Raw genomic sequence first — 15144 nt, forward strand, 5'->3', positions numbered from 1 at the left:
GCGCACCGCGTCGCGCAGCCGGGTGGCGATGAAATCGGCGTAAATCGCCGGAGCGTCGAATGGCAACGGCGGATCGGCCTCATCCAGCGGCACGAACACGCCGACGCGCAAGGCTGGTCGCGCCCGTTTCAGCCGGCGCACCGTCTGGCGGGCATGGGCGGCCGAGGCAACGTTGAGATAGGCGATAACCACCGTATCGGTCTCATCCAGCGGCAGCTCCAGCCGGCCGAAGCCGGCGATGTCAGAGGACGCCGCCACGCGGGCTTCGGCGCCCTGCGCCTCAAGGGTCTGGGCCAGCATCGCCGCCGCCACGTCATCAAGCTCGCTGCGGCCGCCGATCAGCAGCAGATGACGACCTTCGCCGTCTGGCAACACCAGCGCCGACGGTTCGGGCTCCGCCGGCTTCTCCGCGTCAGAGGCGCCGGTTTCAGGCTCCTTGCCGACGCGCAGCCTTGCCAGCACGCCGCGTTGCAGTCTGGAAGCCGCCCCGGCGGCGGGGGCGGGGCCGTCGGCGTCCGTCGCCTCTGTGCGTCCGTTATCTTCTTCCGCTTCTTCCTCCAGCGCGATGTCGGTCAGATTGGCGACCAGCACCTGGGCGGTGGCGGCGAAGCGGGCGCGCTGCTCTTCGTCCAGCACGCCGCGCTGGCGGTCGGTTTCGCCCATGCGCAGGGCGGGCAGGCCAATGCGGCCGTAATAGTCGACCAGATATTCGGTCTCCAGATAGTCCTCGGCGTTGTCGGTGGCCTCATGGGGATCGCCGGCCAGAAGCCGCTGGTAGAGGCGCTGGTGCGGCTCCAGCACCGGCTTGTTGCCCAGCAGGACGTCGAGGAAGGCGAACTGGGGCACGTGCCGGCCAAGCACCATCAGGCAGACGGTGATCGGCGTGGAGAGCACAAGGCCGACCGGCCCCCACAGCGAGGTCCAGACGATGGCGGCGACGATGATCGCCATGGCGGAAAGGCCGGTGCGGGAGCCGTAGAGCCACGGCTCGATGACATTGTTGCTGATGAGCTCCACGACGATGAACAGCGCCGCAGTCCACAGCAGCAGCGTCCAGCCCGGTGAAACGGCGACGGCGAGAAACAGCGGGATCATCATGCCGATGACCGGGCCGATATAGGGCACGAAGCGCAGCGCCAGGGTCAGCAGGCCCCACAGCATGGCGTTGGGAATGCCGAGCAGCCAGAGGCCAAGGGCGATGGGAACGGCGTAAAGCGTGTTCACCACCAGTTGCATCAGCAGGTAATGGCCGACGCGGGCGCCGGCGTCCTGCAGCGCCTCGGTGGTGCGATAGAGATCGCCGGCGCCGACAAGACGGATAAAACGGTCGCGCAGGTCCTCGCGCTCCAGCAACATGAAGATCACCACGACGATGATCAGGCCGGCGGTGGCGAAGGGGCTGACCAGCGGCACGATGACGTTGCGCAGGATTTCCACCGGTCCTTCGCGGGTGACGATCTCGACCGGCACCGGCTGCTGCTTCGGCTGCGCCGGCGCTGCCTCGCTGGCCGGAGCGGGCGCGTCTTCCGCACGCGTCGCCGGGGTGGTTTTTTCAATCTCGGCGCCGATGCGGGCGACGGCGCGGTTGATGCGGTCGATCATCCCGCCGCCGGCGCCCAGCTCCTTCAGCGACTGCACCTTCTGGACGATATTGGCCTGGTAGGTCGGGAGGTTGCTGGCCAGGCTGGTGACCTGTGAGGCGATGATGAAGCTGAACAGGCCGATGATGGTGAAAGCCACGGTGACGGTGAGGATCACCGCCGGCGCCTTCGGCACCGACCATTTGCGCAGGAAGCCGACGATCGGCGCCAGGGTGAAAGTCAGGAGGATCGCCACCGCCAGCGGCATGAAGATTTCCCGGCCCACATACAGCAGCCCGGCCAGCACGACCAGTGTGAGCAGGCTGGCTGTTGAAGGGCGGGCGATATCCGGATTGCTCCGGGATGGGCTCAGGACAGGGGGGGCGGGAAGGCTGGAGACATCATGAACTGGCGCCATATACGATCGTCCCCCGGTTGGCCCCGCCCGGCAGGGGATCGGGAGCGCCTCGCAAGGGGAACGCGAAAAGCGGGAAGTCGTTCCGCGTGCGGGCTGACCGGCGCTTTACTGGCTGACCAGCACTTCCACATCGCGGTTGGCGCCGGATTCCACCTTGAACTCGCGGGTGTGCACCTTGCCGTCATAGCGGGCGATGACGACGTAGTCGCCCTCCGCCAGCACCAGCGACGGGAAGGCGCCGATCTCTTCGCGAATGACGTCGCCGCCGGGGGTGAGCACGCTGAAGGCCGTGCCGGCGAAGGCTTCGCCGCCAGGCGCCTGGACCAGTTTGAGGGTCACGGTGGCCGCGCGGTGGTGCAGGGTGGCCTCGGTGATCTTGCCCGGCTCAACCTTCAGGTCTGACCGCATGACGGCGTTGGAATCGCCGTAGGTGGAGACCACGTGGTAGACGCCCTCCGGCAGCCGGATGACGACGCCGGGCGGGGCGTTCTCCACCACGCGGCGCCCTTCCAGATCCTGTCCCACCGGCACGAACACCGAGACGCGCATCTGTGAGGTTGGAATTGGCGCGTCGCCGATGGCGCCCAGCACCTTCAGCCCGCCGGCGTTGATGGCCAGCTTGACCTGGCTGTCCGAGGTCAGGTCGATCCGCTGCATGGCGCTGGCGTAGCCATAGGCGGCGTGCACCATGTAGACGCCGGGCTTGAGGCGCAGGGTCGGCGTTGCGTCGGCCAGCTCGGCGACCGGCCGGGCGATTTCGCCGGATGGGTCAGGCGTATCGGCGTAAATCCGCCAGACCAGGCCATTGTGCAGGGCCAGGCCATGGCCCGGCGTGGAGCCAAGAGTGGCGCTGAGGGAGAGGCGCAACAGCTTTTCCGCCGGCTCGGGCTCCGGCAATGGCGCGGTCAACGAGCCTGCCGCGCCATGGGCCGGCGGCGTCGCCAGCGTGGGAGCCTGAGGAGCCGGCGCCGGCGGAGCAGACTGGACAGGCGCTGTCGGGGCCAACTCCTGGATCTTCGGCGCAGCCGGCGCCTCCGTCTGGGCCGGGGCGGGAAGGACCGGAACAAAGAAGCCCGTCGCCAAAGCGGCCAGGGCGGCAACCGTCTGCTTCCTCACGTTTCGCATTCCCGCTACTTTACCGCGCCGATGAAGCGTTTTTCAGCGGGCCGGATGCGGCCCTGCGTCAGGAAAACGCGCCAAATCAGGGAGATAGAGAAAAATTCCGTTCCGGTGTGAACGGGTTTTCCCTGTCCAGTCCCGCCTGTGTGCAGGCTGATCGCGCCGTTTTTCAGGCGCCGGGCTGTCATGCCCTGACTGCCGGTAGCGACGCAAGCCTCGCGGACGTTATAAGGCGGGCGATGCGAGGTTCGGCGGGGCCAGGGATCCAGGTGGCGCTGGACGTCGCATGGGTCCGCCAGCGCGCTTTCCGGCCAGACGGAAGCGTCTGGTCGATAGCGTTGCTCGCAACAGGAAATCTCCGCGCTGTTTCCGGCCCCTGTGGATCGGAAACAGCTCCAGAACAGGTGATCCGTGACTGAGATGCTCAAGCTGATGGCCGCCCGCCGTTCGGTTCCGCCCGCCGGCCTGAAGGAGCCTGGTCCGTCGCGGCCGCAGATCGACGAGTTGCTGCGGCTGGCCAGCCGCGTGCCGGATCACGGCAAGCTGGCGCCTTGGCGTTTCATTGTCATTGCCGGCGAGGGGCGGGAGCGGATTGGCGAAGTGATCGCCGCCGCGGCGCGCGCCGATCAGCCGAAGGCGCGACCGGAGCAGATCGAAGCGGAGCGCGCCCGCATGACCATGGCTCCGGTGATTGTCGCAGTGGTGTCCACGGCGCGTCCCCACTTCAAGATACCGCTGTGGGAACAGGAGCTGTCGGCTGGCGCTGTCTGCATGGCCCTGACCCAGGCCGCCTGCGCCATGGGCTTCGCCACCTCGTGGCTCACTGGCTGGCTGGCGTTCGACCGGCGGGTGCTGGGCGCGCTCGGGGTTCGACCCGATGAACGGATCGCTGGCTATATCCATATTGGCTCCGCCGCGGCGACGCCGCCGGATCGCGAGCGGCCGGACCTGGCCGAAATCGTTTCCTGGTATGGGGAAGACTGATGTTCTACGAAGCAGAGCGGCGCCGCGAATTTCTGGCGCATGATCCGTTCAAGGCGCTGGTGGCGCCGCGCCCCATCGGCTGGATCAGCTCAATGAGCGCCGCGGGGGCGATCAATCTGGCCCCCTACAGCTTCTTCAACGGCTTCTCCACCGATCCGGCGATCGTCGGCTTCTCGACAGGCGGCTACAAGGACTCCATCGCCTTTGTCGAGGAGACGAAGGAGTTCACCTGCAGCATCGCCACCTGGGACCAGCGCTTCGCCATGAGCGAAACTTCGGCGCCGCTGGCGCGCGGCGTCAACGAGTTCGACCACGCCGGCCTGGAGATGGAGCCATCGGTGCTGGTGAAGCCGCCGCGCGTGCGGGACGCGCCGGCGGCGCTGGAGTGCCGCTACCTGCAGACCGTGCGGCTCGATGATCTGGAGGGCCGCGACACCGACTGGAAGCTGGTGCTCGGCCAGGTCGTCGGCGTCTATATCGACGACCGCTTTATCCGCGACGGCATGATCGACACGGCGGCGATGCGGCCGATCGCCCGTCTTGGATTCCGCGACTATTCGGTGGTCAACGAGGTGTTTTCCATCAAGCGACCCCAGGGCGGCGGCGACTGAGCGGCGGCGGCTGACGCCAGATCGCGAAAGCTGCTGACGACCGTGATCTGCAAGGCGCAAACCGGCGTGACGCTGCGCCGGCATTCACCGCGTTGGAAACCGCGCTACGCCAGGCCGGCCCGCGCCAGGGTGCGCCGGGCGCGCAGCAGGTGCGGCCGGTCGATCATCTGGCCGCCGAGATTGACCACGCCCAGCGTATCGTTGGCGGCGAAGGCTTCGACGATGGCCCGGGCCCCGGCGATGGCGGCGGCGGATGGGGTGAAACGCTCGTGGATCACCGGAATTTGCGCCGGGTGGATGGCGAGTTTGCCGGAAAAGCCGTCGCGCAGGGCGTCGGCGCATTCCCGGTCGAGCCCGTCCAGGTCCTTCAGGCTGGTGAACACGGTGTCGATGGCGGCGACGCCGGCGGCGCTGGCGCCAAACAGCAACAGCGAACGGGCAAGGCGGAATGGTTCTGTGAACTGGCCGGCCGCGTCCCGGTTGGCCTGGGCGCCGATATCGGCGGAGAGATCCTCCGCCCCCCATGACATGGCGATGAGGCGGCGACTGGCGCCGGTGTAGCTGCCGAGGCCGAAAATGCTGGCGCCGGTTTCCGTGGCCACGGGCATGATGACGGTGGCGCCGTCCGGCAGGTCGAACTCGGCTTCGCGCACGGCGATCTTGGCGGCCAGATGCGAAATGTCGGAGCCGCCGGAGGATTTGGGCAGCACGATGCCATCGGGGGCCGCCGCCATCACCACGTCGAGATCAGCGTCGGTCAGGCCTGAATCAAGCGCGTTGACCCGGACGAACAGGCGCGGGCGCTCCGCCATGTCGCGCGACTCGCGGATGAAGTCGCGGGCGGTCACGCGGGCCTGATCCTTCTGACTGATGGCGACCGAATCCTCCAGGTCGAGGATCAGCGCGTCCGCGCCGGAATCCAGCGCCCTGGTCATTTTTTTCAGGCTGTCGCCAGGTGTGAAGAGGAAGGAGCGCATCGGTCGTGTCCGCCAGGGTGTTGTCCAGAAAAGTTGAAACCACTTTTCGTGAAGGAAATGCGTCTGATCAAAGGGTTGGTGGCCTTCCGGCGAAGCAGGCCCCGCCTCGCGTGAAGAAAGCGCATCAAAACGAAATCATGCGGCGAAATCGGGTTCGGGATGGCCAGATTTCGCGCCGGACCAACATTCAGGCGGGACGCCGGCGCATGAAGGCCTGGCGACGGCACTCGGCCACCAGGGTTCCGTCCTGCTTCCAGGCGCGGTGGATGAAATCAACGACGCCGGCGTCCGGGCGGGATTTCGAGCCACGCGCCGCGGCCACTTCGGTGGTGACGCGCACGGTGTCGCCCTCGAACAGCGGGGCGGGGAAGCGCACGTCGGTCATGCCGAGATTGCCAATGGTGGTGCCCATGGTGGTGTCGTTCACCGAAATGCCGATCATCAGGCCGAGGGTGAACAGCGAGTTGACCAGGGGGCGGCCCCATTCCGTCTCGGTGGCGCAAAAATGCGCGTCGATATGCAGGGGCTGCGGATTGAGCGTCATGTTGGAGAACAGCATGTTGTCCGCCTGGGTCACGGTCCGCGTCAGGCGGTGGGCGAAGCTGCGGCCAACGGTAAAATCCTCGAACCACAGGCCGCCGCGCGGGTGGCGTCCGTCGGCGTCCACCGGGGAAATGTCGTTCACGTCCATCATGCTCGCTCCCTCATGTCCCGCGCCTGTTTTGGAGGCTGTGTCCCGGGCGGCGTCCGGGCAGAATCCCTAGGCGACGAAACGGAATTTTGCGTTGTCGTTCTGAATGACGCGCTCGCCTGACGCGAACGGGGCTTTCCAGTTTTTCTGGAGCGCGCCTGCGGAGCAACCTCCGGTCGATATGGGTCGGGAATTACTCCGGTTTCCTCTGCTCTGAGCGAATTTTGATCCACCAGACGACGCCCCCCGTCTGGTCGGAAGGCGCTCTAGTAGCCGAACTGCTCGCGCAGGATGCGTTCGTCAAGGCTGTGACCTGGATCGTGCAGCAGCACCAGTTGCAGCGAAGGATCCTTGCGCACCTCGACGCGGCGGACGCGGCGAACCTCGTGGCCGTCAGCGACGGCGGCGACCGGCCGTTTTTCCGGCTCCAGCACCTCGATGGCGATCCTGGCGTGATTGGGCAGCAGGGCGCCGCGCCAGCGCCGGGGCCGGAACGGCGCCAGCGGCGTCAGGGCCAGCAATGGCGCGTTCAGCGGCAGGATCGGGCCGTTCGCCGACAGATTGTAGGCGGTGGAGCCTGCCGGGGTCGCCACCAGTATGCCGTCGGCGGTCAACTCCTCCATGCGCACCTTGTCATCGACTGAGATCTGCAGTTTGGCCGCCTGATGGGTCTGGCGCAGCATGCTGACTTCGTTGATGGCGTGGGCGGTGGATTCAACCCCGTTCTGATCGATGGCGCGCATCAGCAGCGGGTGGACGATGGAGCGTTGCGCCGCCTCCAGCCGCTCGATCAGGTTGTCCTCGCAATAGTCGTTCATCAGGAAGCCGACCGAGCCGCGATGCATGCCGTAGATCGGCTTGTCGCGTCCCATGAAGCGGTGCAGCGTTTGCAGCATCAAACCATCGCCGCCCAGGGCGACGACGACCGAAGCCTGTTTGGGATCAACGCCGCCGTAGCGTTCTTCCAGCCTGACCCTGGAATCCTGTGCTTCCGGATTATCGCTGGCGACAAAACCGATCGACGAATAACTGCGTGGCATGTTCCGCCCGAATGCTCCGCTCAAGGCATGGCGCTGGGACGCGCCTTTCCCGAACGTGGTCCGGAGCATGGCGCCTGGATATGAATGCCACGTCCGGCGGACCAAGGGAACCGCGCCAGCATGGCCCCTCTTCGATCAGAAGACGAACAGCGCCTGGTCATGCGGCAAACCAGATTGTCACGCCAGATCGTGACGCCAGATTATCTTGCCAGTTTATCAGGCGCTCCCGATGAGGATGCCGGCCGACAGCACCAGGGCGCCGCCCAGCACTACCTGGAGGGCGGCGCGGAAGAACGGCGTCTCCATGAACCGGTTCTGGATCCACGCGATGGCCCACAACTCGCAAAACACCAGCGCCACGGCGACGGCGGTCGCGGTCCAGAAATCGCGGATGAGATAAGGCAGGGCGTGGCCAAGGCCGCCAAGCGTGGTCATCAATCCGCAGGCGAGGCCACGTTTGATGGGCGAGCCCCGGCCCGAAAGCTTGCCGTCGTCATGCACCGCCTCGGTGAAGCCCATGGAGATGCCGGCGCCAACGGAGGCCGAGAGACCAACGAGAAACGTCTGCCAGGTGTCCTGGGTGGCGAAGGCCGCGGCGAAGATCGGCGCCAGTGTAGACACGGAGCCATCCATCAGCCCGGCGAGCCCTGGCTGGATATAGGTGAGAATCATTTGCCGGCGCTCGGCGGCGCGTTCGTCCTCCTGAACCTCCTTGGGCGTCAGCCGCTGCTCCAGCGCCGTGGCCAGCGCCTCATGCTGCTTCTCCTGCAGGGCGAGGTCGCCGAGCAGTTTGCGGGTGGCGGCGTCGGTGACCCGCTCCGCCGCCGTCGCGTAGAAACGCCAGGCCTGCTCCTCCATCGCCGCCGCGGCGGCGCGAACCTTGTCGACGCCGAGCGGGCGCACGAGCCAGTCCGGCCGGCGGGTGTAATAGCCGCTGACGTGTTCACGGCGGATCAGGGGAATGACATCGCCGAAGCGGGCCTGGTGCAGGGCGATCAGGGCGTCGCGATGGGCGTGCTCCTCGGCCGCCATCCGCTCGAAAATCCGCGCCGTATCCGGAAAGCTGCCCCGGAGGCCATCGGCGTAGGCAAGGTAAATCCGGGCGTCGTCCTCCTCGGAGGAGATGGCCAGGGCCAGAATTTCCTGCTCTGACAGGGAATCGAATGGCCTGCGGCCGCCGCTGAAAATACGCATGAGCATGGATGACGCTTCTGTCTGGAACAATTCTAATTTAGAATTATTCCAGATTTTGTCGCCCGGCAAGACGCGACCCGCTTCACGCGCCGCCGCCGCGCGCTCATGATGCGGGGGACAACGGAGGCGCGCAACGCGCTGGACAGGTCCGGAGGCAGATGTGAGCGGGTTTATTTTCCTGTACACGACCTTTCCCGATGAGGCGGCGGCCGCGCGGGTGGCCCGGGAACTGGTGGACGCCCGTCTGGTCGCGTGCGCCAACATCATTCCAGGCATGCGATCGATCTATCGTTATGGGACCGCCGTCGAGGAGAGCCAGGAGGTCGTGGCAATCTTTAAATTGCCGGAGACGGTCGGCGAGCGGGCCGCGGCGCGGCTGCGGGAGTGTCACCCCTATGAGACGCCGGTGGTGGCGGCATTCGCTGTCCAGCCGGATGACGCGACCGCCGCCTGGCTCCGGCAAGTCACGGACTGAGAAGGCGGGCTGTCCGCAAAGCGCTTCGGAAATCGCTTCGCCAGAGAGCGCCTTGCCCGAAATGCTTTGCCCCAGGGGATTTTCGATGGACGCGTCAGGGCAGGCGACAGAATGGGCGATACGCGTCAGAGAGTGCAAAAAAAATCAGCTTTTCCAAGGGGGCGGTTTGTGTTAAATATCTGTTAACTACCAGCATAAGCGGGATTGACCGCGCTGGAACTCACTCCATGAGACCAACCCCCTCTGACCCCCTCAGAGGGGGTTTTTTTGTCTCCAGGCTGCTCCCTGGCTGGCCCGGCCTGTCGCTGCGGCGTTCTCCACACGCAGGGGGCGCCCTGTTATCAGCCGTTTCCATATCGGCCCAACTTGTTCTATGCCTGAACAACCCGATTGACGGGGACGTCGCCTGGCTTCCAGCCTGGCGACACGTTTCCGTCTTGCGGCCAAAACGCAAAAAGAGACGTCCTGTTATCCGCACAATCTGCCGGCGGGACGTCGACTGGAGGAAGACGCATGGTTTCGATCGTTGCAAGGATCAAGGTCAAGGAAGGCGAGGGCGCTTCTTTTGAGAAGGTCGCCAAGGAATTGCAGGCGAAGGTGAGCGCCAACGAGCCGGGCTGCGAGTATTACGCGCTGCACAAGACCGATGATCCGACCGTGTACGTGTTCATCGAGCGCTACAAGGATCAGGCCGCCATCGAAGCGCACCGCAAATCCGATCACTTCCGTTCGCTCGGCAAGGAAATGGGCCAGTTCATGGCCGGGCCGCCGTCGGTGGAAGTGCTGCAGGAAGCCTGAGAGGCTCCAGCGCCAGCGAAACACAGGGCCGCCCCTTGGGGCGGCCCTTTTTTGTTTGCCGTGGGCGCTCTCTTCATGGCGCCCCACATGCACCGTCGTGGTTATTCCTGGCGCAGCAGGAAGTGGCCATAGGCGGTGGCGATCGGCTTGTCCTGGGAATCCTGCCAGGCCTCAACCATCACCGAGACGACGCGGCGGCCTTCCTTGGTGATGCGGCAGCGGGCGTAAGTGTCGACTGGCCGGCCGGAGCGCAGGTAATTGATCGTGAGGCCGATCGGCTTCGGCGGGCGCCCCTGGCCAAACTGCGCGCTGAGCTGGAGCAGGGCTGTGCTTTCCAGGAATGCGCCGATCGAGCCGCCGTGCAGGGCTGGCAGCGACGGATTGCCGATCAGTTTTGGCTCGAAGCGCATGATGGCGGTGACTTCATCGCCGCGCTGCTCGCACTCCACCCCGAGGAACTGGGAGTAGCTCATCCGCTCCAGCATCTTCTGGGCGGGGCTGTCCGGGCTCCTGGGCGCCGCCGGCGGCCGCACCGGCAGCTCTTCCAGCTTTTCCCGGTCGGGGCGCACGCTCAGGCTGGTCTTGTTGGCGGCGAGCATGAAGGTGGCCACCGCATTGGCGATGAGATCGCTTTCGCCCTGATAGGCCTCGGCGCGGACGAAGGCGATGTTCTTCGTCATCTTGTAGCAGTGGGCGCGGCAGTGCACGGTTTCGCCGCTGGCCGCCGGCTTCATGTAGTCAATGCGCAGATCGAGGGTGGCGATGGCCTGGCGCATCGCCTTCTTGAGCTGGACCGAAGCGCCGGCGGTGTGATCAATCAGGGCGGTGATGACGCCGCCATGCAAGACGCCGGTTTCGGAATCGCCGGCGAACTGCTTCTGATACGGCAGGGCGAGGGTGGCCTGCCCCACCCGGGCGGCTTCAAAACGCAAGCCCAGCGCGTGGGCGTGCGGCGTGCCGCCCGCCATGCGGGCTTCGATGAACCTGAGCAGATCTGCATCGATCTCGGAGCCGTCCGCCAGGTCCCCGGCGGCGAGGGCTTTGGCGGCGAGGGCCTCGGCGGCTTCATGTGTTGTCATTGCCTGGTTCGTCTCCGTAAGGTCGCCGTCACGAGAGCGCGTTCAGGCGAAGCAGCAGCCTGGGTTCGCCTGATGAAGCCGCTGACTGACGGCGGCTGGCGTTCCGGCCTGCCCGCCCGAGCTGCGTCTCCCGCATGTCGCCCGTATCAAAGCATTGGCCACGCCCACAGGGAGCATGGCTTCTGCAGGCTTAGTGGCCCATTTTCCTGTTTGCGGCAACATGAGACATCGGGCGGCTTGGCCGCCATGCGCCAGCGCGGGCGGGCGGGCGGGCGGAAATCACACGCCGCCACCGGTTTTATTGCCTCCTGCTGCGATTGTGATTGGGGATCAGTGGCTGAATCGCGCAAACAGGGCCCGGCGCGGTCCTTCAGGATGAACGGGTTTTGGCTCTGGCCGCGCCGTTACGCCGGAGTCCCTTCTTGCCCCGCCGGGGGGAGGGTTCCGCCACATTAACCGAAAGGATGTCCCGGCGCTGGCGGCTTCGGCCGCGTCAGCCGGGCGCACTGGAGGACAGATAAAGTGAAAATTCTGAGGATCTTCGTCGTCGTCGCGGCCCTGGCGCCGGTTTCGGCCTTTGCCTGCACGAACGAGGACATCACCGCCAAGGCGACCGAACTGTCAACGTCATTGCAGACGCTGGCGGCGAAGGATCAGAAAAAGGCGATGGAAGTCACCCAACGCATGCAGGAAATCCAGGCAAAACAGCAGGCCCCGGGCTCCATGGCGGAAGCCTGCAAGATGTATGACGAGCTGCTCGCCGAAGTTAAGGGCAAGTAACGCGCCAGCGCCGGATCCGTTCACGTCGGATTGTGGCGGCGCTTTGACATGAATGGTTGATCCGTTCCTGTCCCATATGCTGGACAGGCGATCTGCCTGATCCAGGGGCGCGACGGCGTTAGCCGTCGCGCCGCTGAAAGGGCAGCCCCCTTTTCCTGCGCATTATCAGGCTTTCCCCTTCGCCGCGAATGCTGTCTGTTGTCAGGTCAACAGGATCAGACATGCGAGCATGTCGGGGAGGAAGCATGGCGGAAGCTGTCAGGCCGTTTCATCTGGGCGTGCCGGAGGAGGCGCTGGATGATCTGCGCCAGCGCCTGGCGCGCACCCGGTGGCCGGAAAAGGAAACCGTGGACGACCTGCGCCAGGGAGCGCCGCTCGTCGCCGTGCAGGACCTCTGCGATTACTGGCTGCGCGCCTATGACTGGCGCCGCTGTGAAGCGATGCTGAACGGCTTCGGCCAGCACATGACGCAGATCGACGGCGTCGACATCCATTTCATTCACCGGCGTTCGCCCACTCCAGACGCCCTGCCGCTGATCATCACTCACGGCTGGCCGGGTTCGGTGATCGAATTTCACAAGATTATCGGGCCGCTGGCCGATCCCGCCGCTTATGGCGGCGATCCGGCCGATGCCTTCCACGTCGTGGCGCCTTCCATCCCCGGCTACGGTTTTTCCGGCAAGCCCACGGCGGCGGGGTGGACAACGCAACGCATCGCCGCTGCCTGGGCTGAACTGATGCGGCGTCTTGGCTACCGGCATTATGTGGCGCAAGGCGGCGACTGGGGTTCGGCCATCAGCATCGCCATGGGCGAGGCGGCCCCACCCGGTCTCGCCGCCATTCACCTCAACATGGTGACGGCTCCGCCAGGGCGCGACCAGCGCGACGACATGGACGACAGGGAGAAGGCGCTGCTGGCCCGGGCCCGCTATTATCGCGACCAGGGCAACGGCTACGCGGTGCAGCAGAGCACCCGCCCACAAACCCTGGCCTATGGCCTGACGGATTCGCCCGCTGGCCAGGCGGCATGGATCTTCGAGAAGTTTTTCGAGTGGACGGATTGTAATGGCGATCCGCTTGCCGTGCTGACCCGCGACGAGCTGCTCGACAACATCATGCTGTACTGGCTGCCGGCGACCGCCGGTTCGTCCGGCCGGCTATACTGGGAGAGTTTCCGGCCCTTCTCCGACGGCGAGGTGCGGGTTCCGGTAGCCGCGAGCATCTTTCCGAAGGACATTTCCCCACCGGCGCGGCGCTGGGCGGAGCGGCGCTTCGGCAATATTGTCTACTGGAACGAACTCGATCGTGGCGGCCACTTCGCCGCCTTCGAACAGCCCGAGCTGTTCGTCAACGAACTGCGCGCTGCGCTGCGCCCGTTTCGCTGACCCCCCGGCCGGAACGAGGAAGAAGTCGCGCGCGAACCCCAAGCTGGCCCGAAAAGCCCAGGCGGTTCGCGCCCGGCGCAAATCCTTGCCAGGCCAGACATTCCCTCCATGCCCAGCCCTCCGCCAGGCCGACAACGCCATATCCGGCCCACGCTTCGCGCTGACGCCGGATTTCATTTCGCGGAATCTTCAGGTTATCAGATAGCCGTCGCCCCCCACGCGGGGGCGTGGATCGAAACCAGACGTAGGCGAGAACCGTGACGCTCGACGGCGTCGCCCCCCACGCGGGGGCGTGGATCGAAACCCTGGTCCAGATGACGGGCCATGGCGAGGTTATCGTCGCCCCCCACGCGGGGGCGTGGATCGAAACATAATCTCTCCAAGCAAAGACTTGCCGGAGCCTTGTCGCCCCCCACGCGGGGGCGTGGATCGAAACAACTCGCGGTGCTGGCCGTGCAGGTCGGGGCGGTCGCCCCCCACGCGGGGGCGTGGATCGAAACGGTCAGTATTTCGTCACCGTCCGCGACGACGACGGTCGCCCCCCACGCGGGGGCGTGGATCGAAACAGCTGCTGACGCAGCTGGCGCCGGTCAATCCGCAGGTCGCCCCCCACGCGGGGGCGTGGATCGAAACGCCACCGGCGGCTTCAGCCTCACCTGGCTGGGCGAGTCGCCCCCCACGCGGGGGCGTGGATCGAAACCGGCACGCCGGCGCTCGTCGAAGCCATGGACACGTCGCCCCCCACGCGGGGGCGTGGATCGAAACGCGCTTGCCGGACTCGACGTCAGAGATCGCGGCGGTCGCCCCTCACGCGGGGGCGTGGATCGAAACTCCGGACTGTTTTTGCTTGGAACAAAGTCAACCGTCGCCCCCCACGCGGGGGCGTGGATCGAAACCCCATGGCGCGGCGCTAACGCCGCGCTTGCCCTGTCGCCCCCCACGCGGGGGCGTGGATCGAAACGCTGACGTGTCCAACGTCTAGGCGACCAAAGACCGTCGCCCCCCACGCGGGGGCGTGGATCGAAACCTCATCGCGCCAGCTGTATTCCAGCTGCCGGCCAGGTCGCCCCCCACGCGGGGGCGTGGATCGAAACAGGACATGAAGCCGGAACACGCGGGATCCGAGATGGTCGCCCCCCACGCGGGGGCGTGGATCGAAACACCTCGACCGCCGAGCGCGCCTATGTCGACCTGCGTCGCCCCCCACGCGGGGGCGTGGATCGAAACTTGTTGCCAATTGCGGCAACCCATGGCTCCGGCGGGTCGCCCCCCACGCGGGGGCGTGGATCGAAACCCTGAGATAGATCAGGTTGATGAGAAGGCCCCGTGGTCGCCCCCCACGCGGGGGCGTGGATCGAAACAAATCCTCCGGCTGGCATGGCGGCTCGGGCTGCGTCGCCCCCCACGCGGGGGCGTGGATCGAAACAGCGGCGCGCACCGCTTGGCGGCCGCCATTGGCGTCGCCCCCCACGCGGGGGCGTGGATCGAAACCCAGCATCCGGGCCCGGATAACCGGGTCACGAAAAGTCGCCCCCCACGCGGGGGCGTGGATCGAAACCTGAACCACATCCACGACAACGTGCAGCCCGGCGGCGGTCGCCCCCCACGCGGGGGCGTGGATCGAAACTCGGAGATCCTCGAATATCTGAAGACGGAATATCGTCGCCCCCCACGCGGGGGCGTGGATCGAAACTCCGCTGCGCGAGGGGCTGGTCAAGGCCATGACGTCGCCCCCCACGCGGGGGCGTGGATCGAAACGACAGCCCCACGTCGATATCGACCATGCCGGCCACGTCGCCCCCCACGCGGGGGCGTGGATCGAAACAACTCGTCTCTGACACCTGCCGCCATGCTCGCAGGTCGCCCCCCACGCGGGGGCGTGGATCGAAACCCAGCTCGGGGGCGGCATTGGCTTTACCCTTGGGTCGCCCCCCACGCGGGGGCGTGGATCGAAACATAATGGCCACAAGTATCTGATCGAACAGGCTTTTGTCGCCCCCCACGCGGGGGCGT

General features: G+C 66.1%; 14 protein-coding genes and 1 CRISPR repeat array (1 of these 15 running past the window's edge). Of the genes, 6 read left to right on the forward strand and 8 right to left on the reverse strand.

Annotation, left to right across the window (positions count from 1 at the left end; translation table 11 throughout):
- The 3 genes from IE243_RS02405 to IE243_RS02415 all read right to left on the reverse strand — a co-directional run.
- A partial coding sequence (locus tag IE243_RS02405; protein ID WP_191317715.1) for an AI-2E family transporter occupies positions 1–1998 on the reverse strand: 1998 nt, incomplete at its 3' end.
- A 105-nt stretch (positions 1999–2103) separates the two neighbouring features.
- The gene (locus IE243_RS02410; protein WP_244642642.1) at positions 2104–3114 is read right to left on the reverse strand and encodes an RgsD C-terminal domain-containing protein; all 1011 of its coding nucleotides are present in this window, start codon (positions 3112–3114) and stop codon (positions 2104–2106) included.
- A 14-nt stretch (positions 3115–3128) separates the two neighbouring features.
- Entirely contained in the window at positions 3129–3305 is a 177-nt protein-coding gene (locus IE243_RS02415; protein WP_191317716.1) for a hypothetical protein, read from the reverse strand.
- Between the two features lie 232 nt (positions 3306–3537).
- Here IE243_RS02415 and IE243_RS02420 point away from each other — a divergent pair, with 232 nt between their 5' ends.
- The gene (locus IE243_RS02420; RefSeq protein ID WP_191317926.1) at positions 3538–4101 is read left to right on the forward strand and encodes a nitroreductase family protein; all 564 of its coding nucleotides are present in this window, start codon (positions 3538–3540) and stop codon (positions 4099–4101) included.
- Entirely contained in the window at positions 4101–4712 is a 612-nt protein-coding gene (locus tag IE243_RS02425) for a flavin reductase family protein (RefSeq protein WP_191317717.1), read from the forward strand. The genes IE243_RS02420 and IE243_RS02425 overlap by 1 nt, the downstream gene beginning before the upstream one ends.
- A 104-nt stretch (positions 4713–4816) precedes the next feature.
- Here IE243_RS02425 and IE243_RS02430 read toward each other — a convergent pair whose 3' ends face one another.
- The 4 genes from IE243_RS02430 to mbfA all read right to left on the reverse strand — a co-directional run bounded on the left by IE243_RS02430 (position 4817) and on the right by mbfA (position 8620).
- Complete coding sequence (locus tag IE243_RS02430; RefSeq protein WP_191317718.1) at positions 4817–5689, reverse strand: HpcH/HpaI aldolase/citrate lyase family protein; 873 nt, start codon at positions 5687–5689, stop codon at positions 4817–4819.
- Positions 5690–5876: 187 nt separating this feature from the next.
- The gene (locus IE243_RS02435) at positions 5877–6383 is read right to left on the reverse strand and encodes a MaoC family dehydratase (protein ID WP_244642649.1); all 507 of its coding nucleotides are present in this window, start codon (positions 6381–6383) and stop codon (positions 5877–5879) included.
- 263 nt (positions 6384–6646) lie between these two features.
- Positions 6647–7420 (reverse strand): NAD kinase, encoded by a 774-nt coding sequence (locus IE243_RS02440; RefSeq protein ID WP_191317719.1) that lies wholly within the window; start codon positions 7418–7420, stop codon positions 6647–6649.
- 216 nt (positions 7421–7636) lie between these two features.
- Entirely contained in the window at positions 7637–8620 is a 984-nt protein-coding gene (mbfA, locus tag IE243_RS02445) for an iron exporter MbfA (protein WP_191317720.1), read from the reverse strand.
- Between the two features lie 154 nt (positions 8621–8774).
- On the opposite strand from mbfA, the gene cutA reads away from it, so the two are divergent.
- On the forward strand, positions 8775–9089 hold the full coding sequence (gene cutA / locus IE243_RS02450; protein WP_191317721.1) for a divalent-cation tolerance protein CutA: 315 nt from the start codon (positions 8775–8777) through the stop codon (positions 9087–9089).
- Positions 9090–9602: 513 nt separating this feature from the next.
- Entirely contained in the window at positions 9603–9887 is a 285-nt protein-coding gene (locus tag IE243_RS02455) for a putative quinol monooxygenase (RefSeq protein ID WP_191317722.1), read from the forward strand.
- Between the two features lie 101 nt (positions 9888–9988).
- On the opposite strand, the gene IE243_RS02460 is transcribed toward IE243_RS02455, so the two are convergent.
- A complete protein-coding gene (locus IE243_RS02460) occupies positions 9989–10966 on the reverse strand; it encodes a PaaI family thioesterase (RefSeq protein ID WP_244642652.1) in 978 nt (325 codons plus the stop codon).
- A gap of 522 nt (positions 10967–11488) precedes the next feature.
- On the opposite strand from IE243_RS02460, the gene IE243_RS02465 reads away from it, so the two are divergent.
- Both IE243_RS02465 and IE243_RS02470 read left to right on the forward strand, forming a co-directional pair.
- Positions 11489–11746: a hypothetical protein gene (locus tag IE243_RS02465; RefSeq protein ID WP_191317723.1), complete on the forward strand. Its 258-nt coding sequence runs from the start codon at positions 11489–11491 to the stop codon at positions 11744–11746.
- Positions 11747–11991: 245 nt separating this feature from the next.
- Positions 11992–13131, forward strand: a complete 1140-nt coding sequence (locus tag IE243_RS02470; RefSeq protein WP_191317724.1) for an epoxide hydrolase family protein — start codon at positions 11992–11994, stop codon at positions 13129–13131.
- A gap of 207 nt (positions 13132–13338) precedes the next feature.
- A CRISPR array of direct repeats spans positions 13339–15144; the repeat unit is 32 nt; unit sequence GTCGCCCCCCACGCGGGGGCGTGGATCGAAAC (it continues 275 nt past the right edge of the window).

The organism is Camelimonas fluminis (assembly GCF_014656355.1).
GTDB classification, from domain to species: domain Bacteria; phylum Pseudomonadota; class Alphaproteobacteria; order Rhizobiales; family Beijerinckiaceae; genus Camelimonas; species Camelimonas fluminis.

Excerpts from the sequence above, each read along its gene's own strand:
- IE243_RS02415 (WP_191317716.1), bottom strand. The coding sequence starts at position 3,305 with ATGACAGCCCGGCGCCTGAAAAACGGCGCGATCAGCCTGCACACAGGC.
- IE243_RS02420 (WP_191317926.1), top strand. The coding sequence starts at position 3,538 with ATGCTCAAGCTGATGGCCGCCCGCCGTTCGGTTCCGCCCGCCGGCCTG.
- IE243_RS02425 (WP_191317717.1), top strand. The coding sequence starts at position 4,101 with ATGTTCTACGAAGCAGAGCGGCGCCGCGAATTTCTGGCGCATGATCCG.
- IE243_RS02430 (WP_191317718.1), bottom strand. The coding sequence starts at position 5,689 with ATGCGCTCCTTCCTCTTCACACCTGGCGACAGCCTGAAAAAAATGACC.
- IE243_RS02435 (WP_244642649.1), bottom strand. The coding sequence starts at position 6,383 with ATGATGGACGTGAACGACATTTCCCCGGTGGACGCCGACGGACGCCAC.
- IE243_RS02440 (WP_191317719.1), bottom strand. The coding sequence starts at position 7,420 with ATGCCACGCAGTTATTCGTCGATCGGTTTTGTCGCCAGCGATAATCCG.
- mbfA (WP_191317720.1), bottom strand. The coding sequence starts at position 8,620 with ATGCTCATGCGTATTTTCAGCGGCGGCCGCAGGCCATTCGATTCCCTG.
- IE243_RS02455 (WP_191317722.1), top strand. The coding sequence starts at position 9,603 with ATGGTTTCGATCGTTGCAAGGATCAAGGTCAAGGAAGGCGAGGGCGCT.
- IE243_RS02460 (WP_244642652.1), bottom strand. The coding sequence starts at position 10,966 with ATGACAACACATGAAGCCGCCGAGGCCCTCGCCGCCAAAGCCCTCGCC.
- IE243_RS02470 (WP_191317724.1), top strand. The coding sequence starts at position 11,992 with ATGGCGGAAGCTGTCAGGCCGTTTCATCTGGGCGTGCCGGAGGAGGCG.